The following is a 13578-nucleotide window of genomic DNA, read 5'->3' as shown; positions in this document are numbered from 1 at the left end:
TCCGATGCGTTTCCGGCGAATGGCCGGTCTTGCCATCCTGCCAAAAGCCGCGGGTTTCTGTCCACGCGGCCGTGCAGGAAACCGGCCCCGTCGGCCTTGCGGGAATTAGGTGACGCAAGTGTTTCGTAATGGACGGAAGGATAGGCTAGCCTTACTTGGGTTTGCACCGCTTACCTAAGGATTTACATGGCTTCCCTCCTCCCGCGCCGTGCGCTGCTCAAGACCGCAGGAAGCGCAACGGCCGCGCTGGCCGCCGTCGCGCTTTCCCTCACTGCCTGCTCCACCGGCCCGGCCAGCAGCGGCAACCAGAACGCCTCGGCCGCGGCCGACAGCGCACAGTTCCCGGTGACCATCAAGAACGTCTTCGGCGAGACCACCATCAAGGAACAACCCAGGCGCGTCGTTACCATCTCCTGGGTCAACGACGACATCGCCCTGGCACTCGGCGTCGTTCCGGTTGGCGTCCCGAAGAATGAATGGGGCAACAACAGCAAGGGCTCCACCCCGTGGAAGGACGCCGCCCTCGATAAGCTCGGTGCCTCCTTCGGCAGCGACAAGGCCCCGGTCCAGTTCTCCGAGGCCGACGGCGTCAATTTCACCGAAATCGCCAAGCTGAACCCGGATGTCATCCTGGCCGCCTACTCCGGCCTCGAAGCGGCGGACTACAAGAAACTTTCCGAGATCGCCCCGGTGGTGGCCCAGCCCGAACTGGCCTACGGCACCCCGTGGCAGGAAGCCACCACCATCATCGGCAAGGCCCTTGGCAAGACAGCCGAGGCCGGGAAGCTCGTGGCCGACACCGAGTCCGCCATCAAGGCTGAGGCCGCCAAGTACCCGCAGATCGCCGGCAAGACCTTCATCTACGGCAACCTGGAGCCGGCCAAGGGCGACGGCGTGAACGTGTACCTCGCCTCCGACAACCGCCCGCGCTTCCTTAGCGAGATCGGCATGAAGGCGGCCCCGGTTGTGGAGGAGAAGTCCAAGGGCTCCAAGGAGTTCTTCACCGCCTGGTCCGCTGAGAAGGCCAACGAGCTGGCCTCGGATGTTTTCGTGACCTGGGTGCCGGACGCCAAAACCAAGGAGCAGATCGTCAAGGACCCGCTGCTGGGCCAGATCCCGGCCGTGAAGAAGGGCGCCCTGGTTGCCGATTCGGACAACACCCTTACCCTGGCCATCTCCGCGTCCTCGCCCCTGAGCCTGCCGTGGGCCCTGGAAAAGTTCCTGCCGCAGCTCGCCGCCGGCGCTGACGCCGCCGCGAAGTAGGCACCACCATGACGGCAAGCACGACAACGGCCTCCTCCGTGGAGCGCGAACGTACAGTTGAGGCCCCAATAAGCGCCAAAACAGGGCCCCAACTGTACGTTCGCGCAAAAACCGGCGCGGAGGTTCGCGCCCGGAAAGGCAAGCAGCCCGCCTGGCTGCTGGCCGCCGTCGTCGTGCTTGCCTTGACCTGCGGCGCCTCCCTCGCGGTGGGCGCCCGCGCCATCCCGCTCGAAACCGTCTGGGACGCACTGGTCCATTTCACCCCCGGCGACGGCAACCACGCCGTGGTGCACGCCCGTATTCCGCGCACCGTGCTCGGCCTGCTGGCCGGCGGCGCCCTGGGCCTGGCCGGCGCCGCGATGCAGGGCGTGGCCCGCAACCCCTTGGCCGACCCCGGCATCATGGGCGTCAACGCGGGAGCTGCGCTCGCCGTCGTCGGCGGCATCTACCTCTTCGGGATCACCGGGCTCAGCGGCTACATCTGGTTCGCGTTCCTCGGCGCCGCGGCGGCTGCCGCCGTCGTCTACCTGCTCGCCTCGATGGGCCGGGATGGCGCGACGCCGGTCAAGCTCGCCCTGGCGGGCGCGGCCCTGAGCGCCGGGCTCTATTCGCTGATGAACGTGGTACTCGTCTCCAGCCAGGACACCCTGGACCGGTTCCGCTTCTGGCAGGTGGGCGGCGTGGCCGGGCGCGACTGGTCCGTGATCCTGCCCGGCCTGCCGTTCCTGGCCGCCGGCGCACTCATTGTGCTGGCCAGCGGCCGGATCCTCAACGGCCTGGCCCTCGGCGACGACATTGCGCGCGGGCTCGGCCAGCGGGTGGGCTTGTCCCGTGGCATTGTGGCGCTCGGCGTGGTGCTGCTGTGCGGATCGGCCACGGCCCTCGCGGGCCCCATTGCCTTCCTGGGCCTGGTCATCCCGCATGCCGTGCGCTTCTTCACGGGTCCGGACTACCGCTGGATCCTGCCCTTCTCCCTGGTTCTGGCCCCGGCCCTGCTCCTCGCCTCCGACGTCGTGGGCCGCGTGGTGCTCCTGCCCGGCGAGGTCCCGGCCGGCATCATGACGGCGATCCTCGGAGCCCCGGTGTTCGTGTGGCTCGTCCGTCGCGGCAAGGGAGCCTCGCTGTGAGCCCTGTTGTCGAGCGCGACACCCTTGGGCGCGAACGTACAGTTGGCGCCCTTAATGCCGCGAAAAAGGGGCCTCAACTGTACGTTCGCGCAGAAAAGAAGCCGAAGCACCCCTTCAACCGGAGCTGGTTCCTGGGCGTAGCCGTCGTGCTCCTGCTCGTGGCGAGCATCCTGCTGGGCAGCTACACGGTCACGGTCCCCGACTTCTTCACCATCGTCTCGGCCCAGCTCACGGGCGGCGAGAAGATCCCCGGAGCCAGCTTCATCGTCATGGAGAACAAGCTGCCGCGGGCCATCATGGGCCTGCTGATCGGCGTCGCCTTTGGGCTGTCCGGCGCGCTGTTCCAGACCATGCTCCGCAACCCCCTCGCCAGCCCGGACGTCATCGGCATCAGCAACGGCGCCAGCGCCGCGGCCGTCCTGGCGATCGTCGTCTTCGGCGCCACCGGAGCCACGGTGTCGGCCGCGGCGCTGCTGGGCGCCCTCGCCGTCGCCCTCCTCATCTACCTGATCTCGCGCGGCGGAAGCGCGCGCGGCGCCGCAGGGCGCACCGGGAACGCCGCCGGCAACCGGCTGGTCCTCGCCGGCGTCGGCATCGCCGCCGCGCTCGGCGCCCTGGTGAACTTCCTCATGACCCGCGCCGACATCCGCACCGCCGCCGAAGCCCTCATCTGGCTGAACGGCTCCCTCAACCCGGCCACCTGGGAACGGATCGGCGTGCTGCTGCTGGCGCTGTGCCTCCTGCTGCCGCTGACGGCCGGCCTCGCCAAGCCTCTGCGCATGCTCGAACTCGGCGACGACACCGCCGCCGGCCTCGGCATCAGGGTCGGTGCCGCGCGGCTCGGCCTGGTGCTCACGGCCGTCGCGCTCGTGGCGGTCGCGACGGCGGCAGCAGGCCCGGTCTCCTTCGTCGCCTTCCTCGCCGGGCCTATCGCCCGCCGCTTCACCGGGAAACCCAGCCTCCCGGCGTCGGCCCTAACCGGTGCGGTGATTGTCCTGGCAGCCGACTACTTCGCCTACAACCTGGCGCCCCTGCTGCTGGACGGCACGGTGCTGCCCGTCGGCGTCGTCACCGGCGCCCTCGGCGCCCCCTTCCTGCTCTGGCTCCTGGCCACCGCCAATCGAAAGGACTCCTGACATGGCCCGTCTCAGTGCCCGGGACCTGACGCTGCAGTACGAGCAGCGCCGGGTCATCGACGGGCTCCACACGGAGATCCCCGAAGGCAAGGTGACCATGATCGTGGGCGCCAACGGCTGCGGCAAATCCACCCTGCTCAGGGGCCTGTCCCGCTTGCTGAAGCCCGCCGCAGGCACGGTTACCCTGGACGGGAAGGACATCCACAGCCGCCCGGCGAAGGAACTGGCCAGGACGCTCGGCCTCCTGCCGCAGCACCCCACGGCCCCGGACGGCATCACCGTGCGCGATCTCGTGGGCCGCGGCCGGTACCCGCACCAGGGCTTCTTCCGCAACTGGAGCCACGGCGATTCCTCGCCGCACGACCTCGCCGTTCGCCACGCCCTTGAAGCCACCGCCACCACGGAGCTGGCGGACCGCAACGTGGACGAACTCTCCGGCGGGCAACGCCAGAGGGTCTGGATCGCCATGGCCCTGGCCCAGGAAACCGAGGTCCTGCTGCTGGACGAGCCCACCACCTACCTCGACCTCGCCCACCAGGTGGAAGTCCTGGACCTCGTCACGGACCTCAACCGCCGCCGCGGCACCACCGTGGCGATCGTGCTCCACGACCTCAATCTCGCCGCACGCTACGCGGACCACGTCATCGCCATGAAGGACGGCGCCGTGGTGGCCGAAGGCTCCGGCACCGAGGTCATCACCGAAGAGCTCGTCCGCACCGTGTTCGGCCTCGAATCCCGCGTGGTCCCGGACCCCGTCTCCGGAACCCCGCTGATCGTGCCGATCGGCCGCCACCATTACCCGGCCCCCCACGCCGCACAAACCACGAAAACCGCAGTGGCCCCCGAACCCGCACTGGAGATCGCCTCATGAGCACGGAAACCCGCATGGCCAGCTACGTCACAGAGCCCATGGTCCTGGCCTTCGACGTCACCGTCACCGCCGTCCAGGAGATCGGCCCGAACTTCCGCCGGGTCACCTTCGGCGGCTACTGCCTGCGCGATTTCGGCGTCTCCGGCAACACCCTGGACCTGCGCATCAAGCTGCTGATCCCCTCGCTCGACGCCGACGGCCGCACCATCCCGCTGCCCGCCTTCGAGATGGGCAACGCCGGCTGGTACCAGGAATGGCTCGCCATGGACGGGGCCGTGCGTGGCGCCATGCGCACCTACACCGTCCGCAGCGAACGGCTCGACGCCGTGTACCCGGAGATCGACGTCGACTTCGTGATGCATTTCGACGCCGACGGCAACGGCGGCCCCGCAGCCAACTGGGCCCTCAACGCCAAGCCCGGTGACTCGCTGACCATCATCGGCCCCAACAACCGCGCCGCCCACTGCGTCACCGCCGAAATCTACTCGGGCATCGAATGGCGGCCCGGCCTCGCCCAACGCGTCCTCCTCGCCGGAGACGAAACATCCGTCCCCGCAATCAGCGCCATCCTCGAGAGCCTGCCTGCCGGGGTCAGCGGCCACGCCTTCCTCGAGGTCCCCGAAGCCGGCGACTTCCAGGACCTCCAGACAGCGGCCGACGTCGAAATCACCTGGCTGGCGCGCGGCGCCCCGATCGGCCGCTCCCGTCCGCACGGCGAGCTCCTGCAGGACGCCGTCCGGAAAGCCGTCCCCGTGCCCGGCTGGGTGGGCATCGCCTCCGAAGCGGCCGCCGGCCCGGAACCGGAAGACGTCAACGTGGACCAGGACATCCTCTGGGAAACCCCGCAGCGCATGGACACCGCCTCCATCAAGGCCACCCGCAACCCTGGCCTGCCCGCCGGCGCCCTGCCCTTCTACGCCTGGATCGCGGGTGAAGCCGGCGTCATCAAGGAAATGCGCCGGTACCTGGTGCGGGATGTCGGGATAGATAGGAAGCAGGTGGCTTTTATGGGGTACTGGCGCAAGGGGAAAGCGGAGCTTTAGTCCGTTCCCTGCGCTTGCGCGCCCCGTTGCGGCTTTGGCCGCGCCCGACGGCGGTCGGCTGCCTTTCGCCGCGGCGGCTTTGGCCGCGACCGCTACTTTGCAGTCGCTTAGACACCTCCCGGCGTCTCATTCGGCCGCGGGCGGCCTTCTTCGACTCTGGTCGGCGATGCGCTCCCTGCAAAGCACCGGTCACGGCTTGTCGTCTTGTCACCTTTCCGCCCTTATTGTCTTGCCGCCTTTTCGGCCCGCTCGCCTTTCCTGTCATGCCCGTCTCCGTCCGTTAAGCTCGCTGTTCCCTTGCGGTTGATTGGGGTGGGTAGGGTCGGGGCGTGGGTGGTTTTGTTTCTTCTGATGGGCGGCGACTGTTTGTTGCTCTCGGGGATTCCTTCACCGAGGGGGTGGGGGATAAGAACAAGCACCTTCCCAATGGGGTGCGGGGGTGGGCTGACCGGGTGGCCGAGAAGCTGGCCAAGGCAGAACCGGGCTGGGAGTACGCGAACCTGGCCGTACGCAGCAAACGGCTCCGGCACGTCGTCGACGAACAGCTCGAGCACGCCCTCGCCCTGAAACCGAGCCTCATCACCCTCTACGCCGGCGGGAACGACATCCTCGACTTCGGCACGGACATGGAGCAACTCATGGCCGACTACGAACACCTCGTGGCCCGGCTCGCCGGAACCGGCGCCACCCTGGTCCTCTTCACCGGCTACGACGTCAAGGTCTCGGCCGTGTTGGAACCCTTCAAGAGGCGCAATGCCCTCTATAACCAGCGGGTCCGCGAACTGGCCGCCGACTACGGTGCCGTGCTGGTGGACTACTGGTGCATGGACGCCTACCACGACCGCCGGATGTGGGCAGCGGACCGGCTGCACATGTCCAAGGCAGGCCACAAGTACCTGGCCGCCCGGGTCCTGGACCAGCTGGGCGTGCCGCACAAGATCTCCCCGAAGGACTGGGACCCTCCCCGGCGCCTGAAACTGCGCGAATGGGAACGCCAGCAGCGCCGCTGGATCAACGACTGGGTGGTCCCCCTGTTCGGGCGCAAGCTGCGCGGCGTCACCCTGGGCGACTCCCTCAGCCCCCGCTGGCCCGTCCCCGTGAAGGTCCCCAGCAAGGGCGGGCTCCGCAAACTGCAGGAGAACAAACTGCTCGAGAACACAGAAGCAAAGGGACAGGAAACGGCATGAGCCTGAACGTGAACACAGAACCGTTGCGTTTCGTCGCCGTCGGGGATTCCTTCACCGAAGGCGTGGGCGACCGCGACCTCCGCCTGCCCAACGACTGCCGCGGCTGGGCGGACCGCGTCGCCGAGGAACTCTTCCGGAACGATCCGCGCACACGCTACGCCAACCTCGCCGTCCGCGGCCGCCGGCTCCACCGCATCCTGGACGAACAGTTGGACACCGCGCTCGCCATGGAACCGAACCTCATCAGTTTCCACGCCGGCGGCAACGACCTCCTTGCCGCGCGGCTGGACCTCGGGGCGCTCATCCGCCGCTTCGAGGCCTCCGTCGCCAGGATTGCCGGAACCGGAACGCGGGTCCTGCTGTTCACCGAATACAACGTTCCGTTGTCCCCGGTCCTCGAACCCCTCAAGCTGCGCACCGCCGTCTTCAACAAACACATCCGGCGCATCGCAGCCGATTACGGCACGCTCCTGGTGGACCACTGGTGTTTCGAACACTTCCAGGACCGCCGGATGTGGGCGCCGGACCGTTTGCACATGTCCACCCCGGGCCACGAATACATGGCGGTGAAGGTCCTTGAGGTGCTCGGCGCCGCGCACTCCCTGCGGACGCCCGTGCTCGGCCCGCCACAGCAGCGCAGTCGCGCCGAAATAATAGCCGACGACGCCGCCTGGCTGAGGCGCGACGTCGCCCCCTGGTTCTCGAGGCGGCTGCGCGGTGTCTCCAGCGGCGACCACCTCGGCGCTCGCTGGCCCGCCCTGATGCCCGCAGTCCTCCCGGAACGCTTGGGCACCTCGAAGGCGCCGGTTCCGCCCGGCGGCTCGTCGAGTGGCTAGTCCAACAGGTTCTCGTAGCCTTCGGCAGCCGAGGTCCCTTATGCGAAGTTCACGCGGCGCGAGCAATACTTGGACACAGACAGGGCTAAACTTCAATCCATTTAGGCATTCGGATGACTTATGTATTCAAAGGCGGTCTGGAAAGGCCAGGGAAACTTACAAGAATCCTTGGTCCCTGGGTACTTCTGATCCTGGATGATTCACATATTGAATTCCGGATGAGATTCCGTTGGCTCGCGCGCCTTATTGGCCCGTGGAGGATCGAGCGGTCCGACATCCGTGAGGTTTACTTCGGCCGATTGAACGTCTTGGCGCCTTGGGTGGAAGTGAACTTTCTCGCCGCAGAGAACATGCCCTGGTCGTTTCTTGCGCGAACACCACAGGCTGTATTTGATGCCGCCGCAGAGCTCGGCTACCCGGTTCGGATTGAAAACTAGAGGCGGTCGCACGTCGCATCCCGCGGCTAGTCAAAGCGGCTCGTCGAGCGGCTAATCCAACAGGTTCTCGTATCCCTCCGCAGCCGAGGTCACGGAGAATTCGATGACCTCGAAGTCCGCGACGCCGTTCGAATAGAAGGGGTCCCGGGCCAGGGCTTCGTCCAGGGTGGCGCGGTCGCTCCGGGACAGCAGCACACCGCCGATCGCCGGAACGCGGCGGCCGGACGCAAGGAAGATCCCGGCGTCGAACGTCTCCTTCACCCAGGCCATGTGGGCGGGGCGGTGGAAGTCGACGATCTCGTCCGGGACCTTGTAGGTCAGCGACACAATGAACATGCCACCAGATTACCCAGCGGGACCGCCCCTAGGATGGTTCCATGACCGAACCCCGCTGGCTGAATGCCGAGGAACGCCGCGCCTGGCTGGCCCTCCTGAGCATCAACACCCTCCTGCCGGCGGCGTTGGACACCAAGCTCCAGGCGGCCGGGAAGTTATCCCTCTTCGATTACAACGTGCTCGCAATGCTCTCCGAATCCGAGGGCCGATTCCTGCCGATGAGCGAACTCGCCGCCCGCACCAGCGCGTCCCTGTCGCGGCTTTCGCACGTGGTCACCAAGCTGCAGAAGCGCGGCTGGGTGGAACGCGCGGGGCACCCCGGCGACGCCCGCGTCACTGTCGCGCACCTGACCGACGCCGGCATGGACACCATCGTCGGCCTCGCGCCGGGCCATGTGGAATCCGTCCGCGAGCTGATGATGGACGCGATGACCGATGACGACGTCGCCGACCTCGCGCGCATCGGCGAGAAGATCGTCGCCCGCCTCAAGCCGGACCACTGGATCCTGCGCGAGCACTGAGCCGCGAACGCTGAGCTGCGAACCCTGGGCCCAGGCCCCGAGCCGCCAGCACCCAGTGACTAGACTGTCGGCATGGATTTTTCGGCCCGTTATGTCGCCCTGGGGGATTCCTTCACGGAAGGCGTCGGCGACCCCGACCCCACCCGGCCCAACGGCGTCCGCGGCTGGGCCGACCGCGTGGCGGAACAGCTCGGCCGCAACAACGAGGCCTTCGGCTACGCGAACCTCGCCATCCGCGGCAGGAAACTCCGGCAGATCATGGCAGAACAGGTGGAGGCCGCCGTCGCGCTCCAACCGACACTGGTGACCCTCTATGCCGGGGCGAACGACATCTTCCGCCCCAAGGTGGACATCGATTCCCTGATGGAGGATTACGACGCCGGCCTGGCCGCCTTGCGCGCCACCGGCGCCGCCGTGCTGCTGTTCACCGGGTTCGACGCCCGCAGCTCGAAGGTCTTCGGCACCATGCGCGGCCGCACCGCCATCTACAACGAACTGCTCCGGGAACTCGCGGACAAGCACGGGGCCAGCCTGGTGGATTACTGGCGCTTCGGCGAGTACCACGACTGGCGCATGTGGGACCGCGACCGGATGCACATGTCCACCGCCGGCCACATCAACATGGCGAACCGGGTGCTGGATGTCCTGGAGCACGAGCGCCTGGCACCCGCCGAGCACGGCATCGCACAGGACGGGAGGGCCACGGCGGTGCGCGGCGGCCGAGTCGCTGCCCTCCGGGACAATGCCCAGTGGGTGCGGGAGCATGCCGTCCCGTGGGTGGTCCGCCGGGTCAAAGGCACCTCGTCCGGTGACGGGCTGAGCCCGAGGTACCCGGAACTCACCCGGCTCTAGCGGGACGATCTTTAGCGGCGGAGCCCAGCGGGCCGTGCGGAAACCCGGAGTGGCGAGCAGTCCGCCGTCGCCATGGATACTTGCCGGAACCCAGCGGAAGCCCGGGCATCCAGCCCGGCAGCCCAGATGTGCGGGCCGCGTTCCGCGTGCCCGGCTGCGGGGAACTGTTGACCAGGATGTCGCCGGCGTTGAGGCACCAATCCTGCAGGCCGGGCGCCAGCAGCACGGTTCCGGCCTTCATGATTGCTTGGGCCCTGACGATGCCCGACAGGTCAAGGACTATCCGGGCGCTCGGGCGGGAAGGTGCCTTCGGCATCGAGCCGGCCGGAGCCTTTCGTTTTGCTGTGTAGGGGCTTGATGTCACTTATGGCCTTTGCGGGGCGGGTCCGGAGGCCCGTGAATAGCCTTGCCGCGGCAGGCCCGTATACACCGGATTGGTCTTAATTTCACGTAGCACCTAGACTTATTAGGCGCTAGGTGGCGCGGAGCGTGTGCAATTGCTCCGGTTGGCGGTGACTGTCGGGAACGGCGGGAGATCCGGTGGCCGGTAGTTAGGGGCTCAAGTTGCTTCGTTCCTCCATCCGCCCGGTATCCCGGAACCAGTTTCCGGGCCCACTCCTTCGCCGCAGCGGCAATCCAGCACTGGTTTTCAACCGGTCCTTGGTGCTGCGGGAACTACCGAAAACATAGTGGACCGGCGTCGGACGTCACTGACCGCACGGCAGGCAGGAAATTCTGCAGGCCGTTATTTCCAAACTTTGAGGAGAGTCGACATGGCAGCACACTGCCAGGTGACCGGAGCCGAGCCGGGCTTTGGACACAGCATTTCGCACTCGCACCGCCGCAACAAGCGCCGGTTCGACCCGAACATCCAGAAGAAGCGCTACTGGGTTCCGTCCCTGCGCCGCAATGTCACGCTGACTGTGTCGGCCAAGGGCATTAAGACCATCGACGTTCGCGGCATCGACGCAGTCGTCGCCGAAATCCTTGCTCGTGGGGTGAAGCTCTAATGGCAAAGAAGGACAAGGACGTACGTCCGATCATCAAGCTGAAGTCCACTGCGGGCACCGGCTACACCTACGTGACTCGGAAGAACCGTCGTAACGACCCGGACCGCCTGGTCCTGAAGAAGTACGACCCGAAGATCCGCCAGCACGTCGAATTCCGAGAGGAGCGCTAAACATGGCTAAGAAGTCCAAGATTGCTCGCAACGAGCAGCGCAAGGTCATCGTTGAGCGCTACGCCGCCAAGCGTCTCGAACTCAAGAAGACCCTGGTTGACCCCAACGCGACTGACGAAGCACGCGAAGAGGCACGCCTCGGCCTGCAGAAGCTGCCCCGCAACGCCTCCCCGATCCGCGTCCGCAACCGCGACGTGATCGACGGCCGCCCGCGCGGTACCTTCCAGAAGTTCGGCATCTCCCGTGTCCGCTTCCGCGACATGGCACACAAGGGCGAACTCCCGGGCATCACCAAGTCTTCCTGGTAATCCAGGATCGCTGATTTCAGCACCTTGAGAAGGGCCGGCAACCGTTTGGTTGCCGGCCCTTCTGCGTTCCAGGGCGCCTTCTGCCGGGGATGTGAGCGGCTTCACGGTGCTGATTCCGGCGCCCGTTGCCGGTTCGGCGGAAGCCCGGACCTCGATTTCCACGGGATTCTGCGGCTACGGGACCCGCGCCGTGCTGATTTGCGCGGGTGCCGTCGGGGCGTGTAATGTTTTCTGAGTCGCCGCCGCTGAAGCGGAAAAATTGCGACAGACTCCCTTTCAAACGGAAGCCAATTACTGGTTCGCTTTACCGCGTCCGGGTGCGGCTCCGGGAGTTCCTGACTGGTTTGTCCCGTATGGTTTCCGAATCCGGAAGTTGCGGCGGGAGTGCCGGTCTGGTAAGTTTGAAAAGTTGCTCCGGAGCGATCCTGAATGTTTGGTTTGGGTGGTGCCGGGTGTGTCTGTTGTTTGAGAACTCAATAGTGTGCCAAGTTTGTTGATACCGATTTTTTATGAATTGGTTATTTGCCGGGCTGTCCGCCCCTGTGGATGGTCTGGTTTTTAGCTGGTTTCAAATTTTGTGCAGCGTGTCCGGGTCTTTTTCCGGCCTGGGTGTGTTGTGTCTGTTTTTGTTTTACTTCAACGGAGAGTTTGATCCTGGCTCAGGATGAACGCTGGCGGCGTGCTTAACACATGCAAGTCGAACGATGATCCGGTGCTTGCACCGGGGATTAGTGGCGAACGGGTGAGTAACACGTGAGTAACCTGCCCTTGACTCTGGGATAAGCCTGGGAAACTGGGTCTAATACCGGATATGACCTTTCACCGCATGGTGGGGGGTGGAAAGCTTTTTGTGGTTTTGGATGGACTCGCGGCCTATCAGCTTGTTGGTGGGGTAATGGCCTACCAAGGCGATGACGGGTAGCCGGCCTGAGAGGGTGACCGGCCACACTGGGACTGAGACACGGCCCAGACTCCTACGGGAGGCAGCAGTGGGGAATATTGCACAATGGGCGCAAGCCTGATGCAGCGACGCCGCGTGAGGGATGACGGCCTTCGGGTTGTAAACCTCTTTCAGTAGGGAAGAAGCGAAAGTGACGGTACCTGCAGAAGAAGCGCCGGCTAACTACGTGCCAGCAGCCGCGGTAATACGTAGGGCGCAAGCGTTATCCGGAATTATTGGGCGTAAAGAGCTCGTAGGCGGTTTGTCGCGTCTGCTGTGAAAGACCGGGGCTCAACTCCGGTTCTGCAGTGGGTACGGGCAGACTAGAGTGATGTAGGGGAGACTGGAATTCCTGGTGTAGCGGTGAAATGCGCAGATATCAGGAGGAACACCGATGGCGAAGGCAGGTCTCTGGGCATTAACTGACGCTGAGGAGCGAAAGCATGGGGAGCGAACAGGATTAGATACCCTGGTAGTCCATGCCGTAAACGTTGGGCACTAGGTGTGGGGGACATTCCACGTTTTCCGCGCCGTAGCTAACGCATTAAGTGCCCCGCCTGGGGAGTACGGCCGCAAGGCTAAAACTCAAAGGAATTGACGGGGGCCCGCACAAGCGGCGGAGCATGCGGATTAATTCGATGCAACGCGAAGAACCTTACCAAGGCTTGACATGGACCGGACCGCCCTGGAAACAGGGCTTCCCTTCGGGGCTGGTTCACAGGTGGTGCATGGTTGTCGTCAGCTCGTGTCGTGAGATGTTGGGTTAAGTCCCGCAACGAGCGCAACCCTCGTTCCATGTTGCCAGCGGGTTATGCCGGGGACTCATGGGAGACTGCCGGGGTCAACTCGGAGGAAGGTGGGGACGACGTCAAATCATCATGCCCCTTATGTCTTGGGCTTCACGCATGCTACAATGGCCGGTACAATGGGTTGCGATACTGTGAGGTGGAGCTAATCCCAAAAAGCCGGTCTCAGTTCGGATTGGGGTCTGCAACTCGACCCCATGAAGTCGGAGTCGCTAGTAATCGCAGATCAGCAACGCTGCGGTGAATACGTTCCCGGGCCTTGTACACACCGCCCGTCAAGTCACGAAAGTTGGTAACACCCGAAGCCGGTGGCCTAACCCCTTGTGGGAGGGAGCCGTCGAAGGTGGGACCGGCGATTGGGACTAAGTCGTAACAAGGTAGCCGTACCGGAAGGTGCGGCTGGATCACCTCCTTTCTAAGGAGCAACTGCCCTTTTGTGGTGGTGGCTGCATGGTCGCCGTCCGGGGGTCAGGAGTACAGCCCATTGCGCAGGCGTCTGTTCTGCGGTGGGTGCTCATGGGTGGAATATCAACGAATCAAACTGGTTTTGGCATGGCCTTGGTGGTTGTGTCCTGTGGTTAGTACGGTGTCTGTGCCCTTTTGGGGTGTGGGTGTTGGGAACGCTGCGGGGTGCGGACTGTCGTGGGTTGTGTTTGGTGCACTGTTGGGTCCTGAGGCAACAGGACCTGCAACGATGAGTTGCCGGGCCCGTCAGGGGCGCCCCTTTTGTGGGGT

The 13578-nt window shown here is 65.3% G+C and carries 14 protein-coding genes and 1 rRNA gene; 14 read left to right on the top strand and 1 reads right to left on the bottom strand.

Translation table 11 applies throughout. From position 1 onward, the window contains the following. Positions 1-186 precede the first annotated feature (186 nt). The 8 genes from ACZ9CK_RS16850 to ACZ9CK_RS16815 all read left to right on the top strand — a co-directional run bounded on the left by ACZ9CK_RS16850 (position 187) and on the right by ACZ9CK_RS16815 (position 7900). Entirely contained in the window at positions 187-1263 is a 1077-nt protein-coding gene (locus tag ACZ9CK_RS16850; RefSeq protein ID WP_426300525.1) for an iron-siderophore ABC transporter substrate-binding protein, read from the top strand. A gap of 8 nt (positions 1264-1271) precedes the next feature. Beyond that, positions 1272-2390 (top strand): FecCD family ABC transporter permease, encoded by a 1119-nt coding sequence (locus ACZ9CK_RS16845; RefSeq protein WP_476050537.1) that lies wholly within the window; start codon positions 1272-1274, stop codon positions 2388-2390. A 77-nt stretch (positions 2391-2467) separates the two neighbouring features. Further along, positions 2468-3526 carry a FecCD family ABC transporter permease gene (locus tag ACZ9CK_RS16840; RefSeq protein ID WP_476050922.1) on the top strand — a complete coding sequence of 353 codons (1059 nt, stop codon included), beginning with the start codon at positions 2468-2470 and terminating at the stop codon, positions 3524-3526. Between the two features lies 1 nt (position 3527). Beyond that, a complete protein-coding gene (locus ACZ9CK_RS16835; RefSeq protein WP_476050536.1) occupies positions 3528-4397 on the top strand; it encodes an ABC transporter ATP-binding protein in 870 nt (289 codons plus the stop codon). Then, positions 4394-5440, top strand: a complete 1047-nt coding sequence (locus ACZ9CK_RS16830) for a siderophore-interacting protein (protein WP_426300519.1) — start codon at positions 4394-4396, stop codon at positions 5438-5440. Before ACZ9CK_RS16835 ends, ACZ9CK_RS16830 begins: the two co-directional genes overlap by 4 nt. Positions 5441-5802: 362 nt before the next feature. Continuing rightward, positions 5803-6627, top strand: coding sequence for an SGNH/GDSL hydrolase family protein (locus tag ACZ9CK_RS16825; protein ID WP_476050921.1), 825 nt, complete (start codon positions 5803-5805; stop codon positions 6625-6627). Further along, positions 6624-7463 carry an SGNH/GDSL hydrolase family protein gene (locus ACZ9CK_RS16820; protein ID WP_476050535.1) on the top strand — a complete coding sequence of 280 codons (840 nt, stop codon included), beginning with the start codon at positions 6624-6626 and terminating at the stop codon, positions 7461-7463. The genes ACZ9CK_RS16825 and ACZ9CK_RS16820 overlap by 4 nt, the downstream gene beginning before the upstream one ends. Positions 7464-7576: 113 nt before the next feature. Continuing rightward, on the top strand, positions 7577-7900 hold the full coding sequence (locus tag ACZ9CK_RS16815; RefSeq protein WP_476050534.1) for a hypothetical protein: 324 nt from the start codon (positions 7577-7579) through the stop codon (positions 7898-7900). A gap of 51 nt (positions 7901-7951) precedes the next feature. Here the strand turns inward: ACZ9CK_RS16815 and ACZ9CK_RS16810 are convergent, their stop codons facing one another. After that, positions 7952-8236: a YciI family protein gene (locus ACZ9CK_RS16810; RefSeq protein WP_476050533.1), complete on the bottom strand. Its 285-nt coding sequence runs from the start codon at positions 8234-8236 to the stop codon at positions 7952-7954. A 41-nt stretch (positions 8237-8277) separates the two neighbouring features. Between ACZ9CK_RS16810 and ACZ9CK_RS16805 the strand changes: the two genes are divergently transcribed. The 6 genes from ACZ9CK_RS16805 to ACZ9CK_RS16780 all read left to right on the top strand — a co-directional run bounded on the left by ACZ9CK_RS16805 (position 8278) and on the right by ACZ9CK_RS16780 (position 13258). Beyond that, positions 8278-8757 (top strand): MarR family winged helix-turn-helix transcriptional regulator, encoded by a 480-nt coding sequence (locus tag ACZ9CK_RS16805; protein ID WP_476050532.1) that lies wholly within the window; start codon positions 8278-8280, stop codon positions 8755-8757. A 72-nt stretch (positions 8758-8829) separates the two neighbouring features. Beyond that, positions 8830-9609, top strand: coding sequence for an SGNH/GDSL hydrolase family protein (locus ACZ9CK_RS16800; protein WP_476050531.1), 780 nt, complete (start codon positions 8830-8832; stop codon positions 9607-9609). 773 nt (positions 9610-10382) lie between these two features. Continuing rightward, on the top strand, positions 10383-10619 hold the full coding sequence (gene rpmB / locus ACZ9CK_RS16795; protein ID WP_074591186.1) for a 50S ribosomal protein L28: 237 nt from the start codon (positions 10383-10385) through the stop codon (positions 10617-10619). Then, entirely contained in the window at positions 10619-10789 is a 171-nt protein-coding gene (rpmG, locus tag ACZ9CK_RS16790) for a 50S ribosomal protein L33 (protein WP_070348673.1), read from the top strand. Before rpmB ends, rpmG begins: the two co-directional genes overlap by 1 nt. Positions 10790-10791: 2 nt before the next feature. Further along, entirely contained in the window at positions 10792-11097 is a 306-nt protein-coding gene (rpsN, locus tag ACZ9CK_RS16785) for a 30S ribosomal protein S14 (RefSeq protein WP_070348674.1), read from the top strand. A gap of 636 nt (positions 11098-11733) precedes the next feature. Continuing rightward, positions 11734-13258, top strand: a 16S ribosomal RNA gene (locus ACZ9CK_RS16780). Positions 13259-13578 lie beyond the last annotated feature (320 nt).

The sequence above is a fragment of the Arthrobacter sp. TE26545 genome (genome assembly GCF_056279005.1).
Note: the sequence above shows the minus strand (reverse complement) of the source record. Positions and strands in the feature narration are given on the sequence as shown.

What these genes read in the sequence shown, in the direction of transcription:
- ACZ9CK_RS16850 (WP_426300525.1), top strand. Translation starts at nt 187, where the DNA reads ATGGCTTCCCTCCTCCCGCGCCGTGCGCTGCTCAAGACCGCAGGAAGC.
- ACZ9CK_RS16845 (WP_476050537.1), top strand. Translation starts at nt 1,272, where the DNA reads ATGACGGCAAGCACGACAACGGCCTCCTCCGTGGAGCGCGAACGTACA.
- ACZ9CK_RS16835 (WP_476050536.1), top strand. Translation starts at nt 3,528, where the DNA reads ATGGCCCGTCTCAGTGCCCGGGACCTGACGCTGCAGTACGAGCAGCGC.
- ACZ9CK_RS16830 (WP_426300519.1), top strand. Translation starts at nt 4,394, where the DNA reads ATGAGCACGGAAACCCGCATGGCCAGCTACGTCACAGAGCCCATGGTC.
- ACZ9CK_RS16820 (WP_476050535.1), top strand. Translation starts at nt 6,624, where the DNA reads ATGAGCCTGAACGTGAACACAGAACCGTTGCGTTTCGTCGCCGTCGGG.
- ACZ9CK_RS16815 (WP_476050534.1), top strand. Translation starts at nt 7,577, where the DNA reads ATGACTTATGTATTCAAAGGCGGTCTGGAAAGGCCAGGGAAACTTACA.
- ACZ9CK_RS16810 (WP_476050533.1), bottom strand. Translation starts at nt 8,236, where the DNA reads ATGTTCATTGTGTCGCTGACCTACAAGGTCCCGGACGAGATCGTCGAC.
- ACZ9CK_RS16805 (WP_476050532.1), top strand. Translation starts at nt 8,278, where the DNA reads ATGACCGAACCCCGCTGGCTGAATGCCGAGGAACGCCGCGCCTGGCTG.
- ACZ9CK_RS16800 (WP_476050531.1), top strand. Translation starts at nt 8,830, where the DNA reads ATGGATTTTTCGGCCCGTTATGTCGCCCTGGGGGATTCCTTCACGGAA.
- rpmB (WP_074591186.1), top strand. Translation starts at nt 10,383, where the DNA reads ATGGCAGCACACTGCCAGGTGACCGGAGCCGAGCCGGGCTTTGGACAC.
- rpmG (WP_070348673.1), top strand. Translation starts at nt 10,619, where the DNA reads ATGGCAAAGAAGGACAAGGACGTACGTCCGATCATCAAGCTGAAGTCC.
- rpsN (WP_070348674.1), top strand. Translation starts at nt 10,792, where the DNA reads ATGGCTAAGAAGTCCAAGATTGCTCGCAACGAGCAGCGCAAGGTCATC.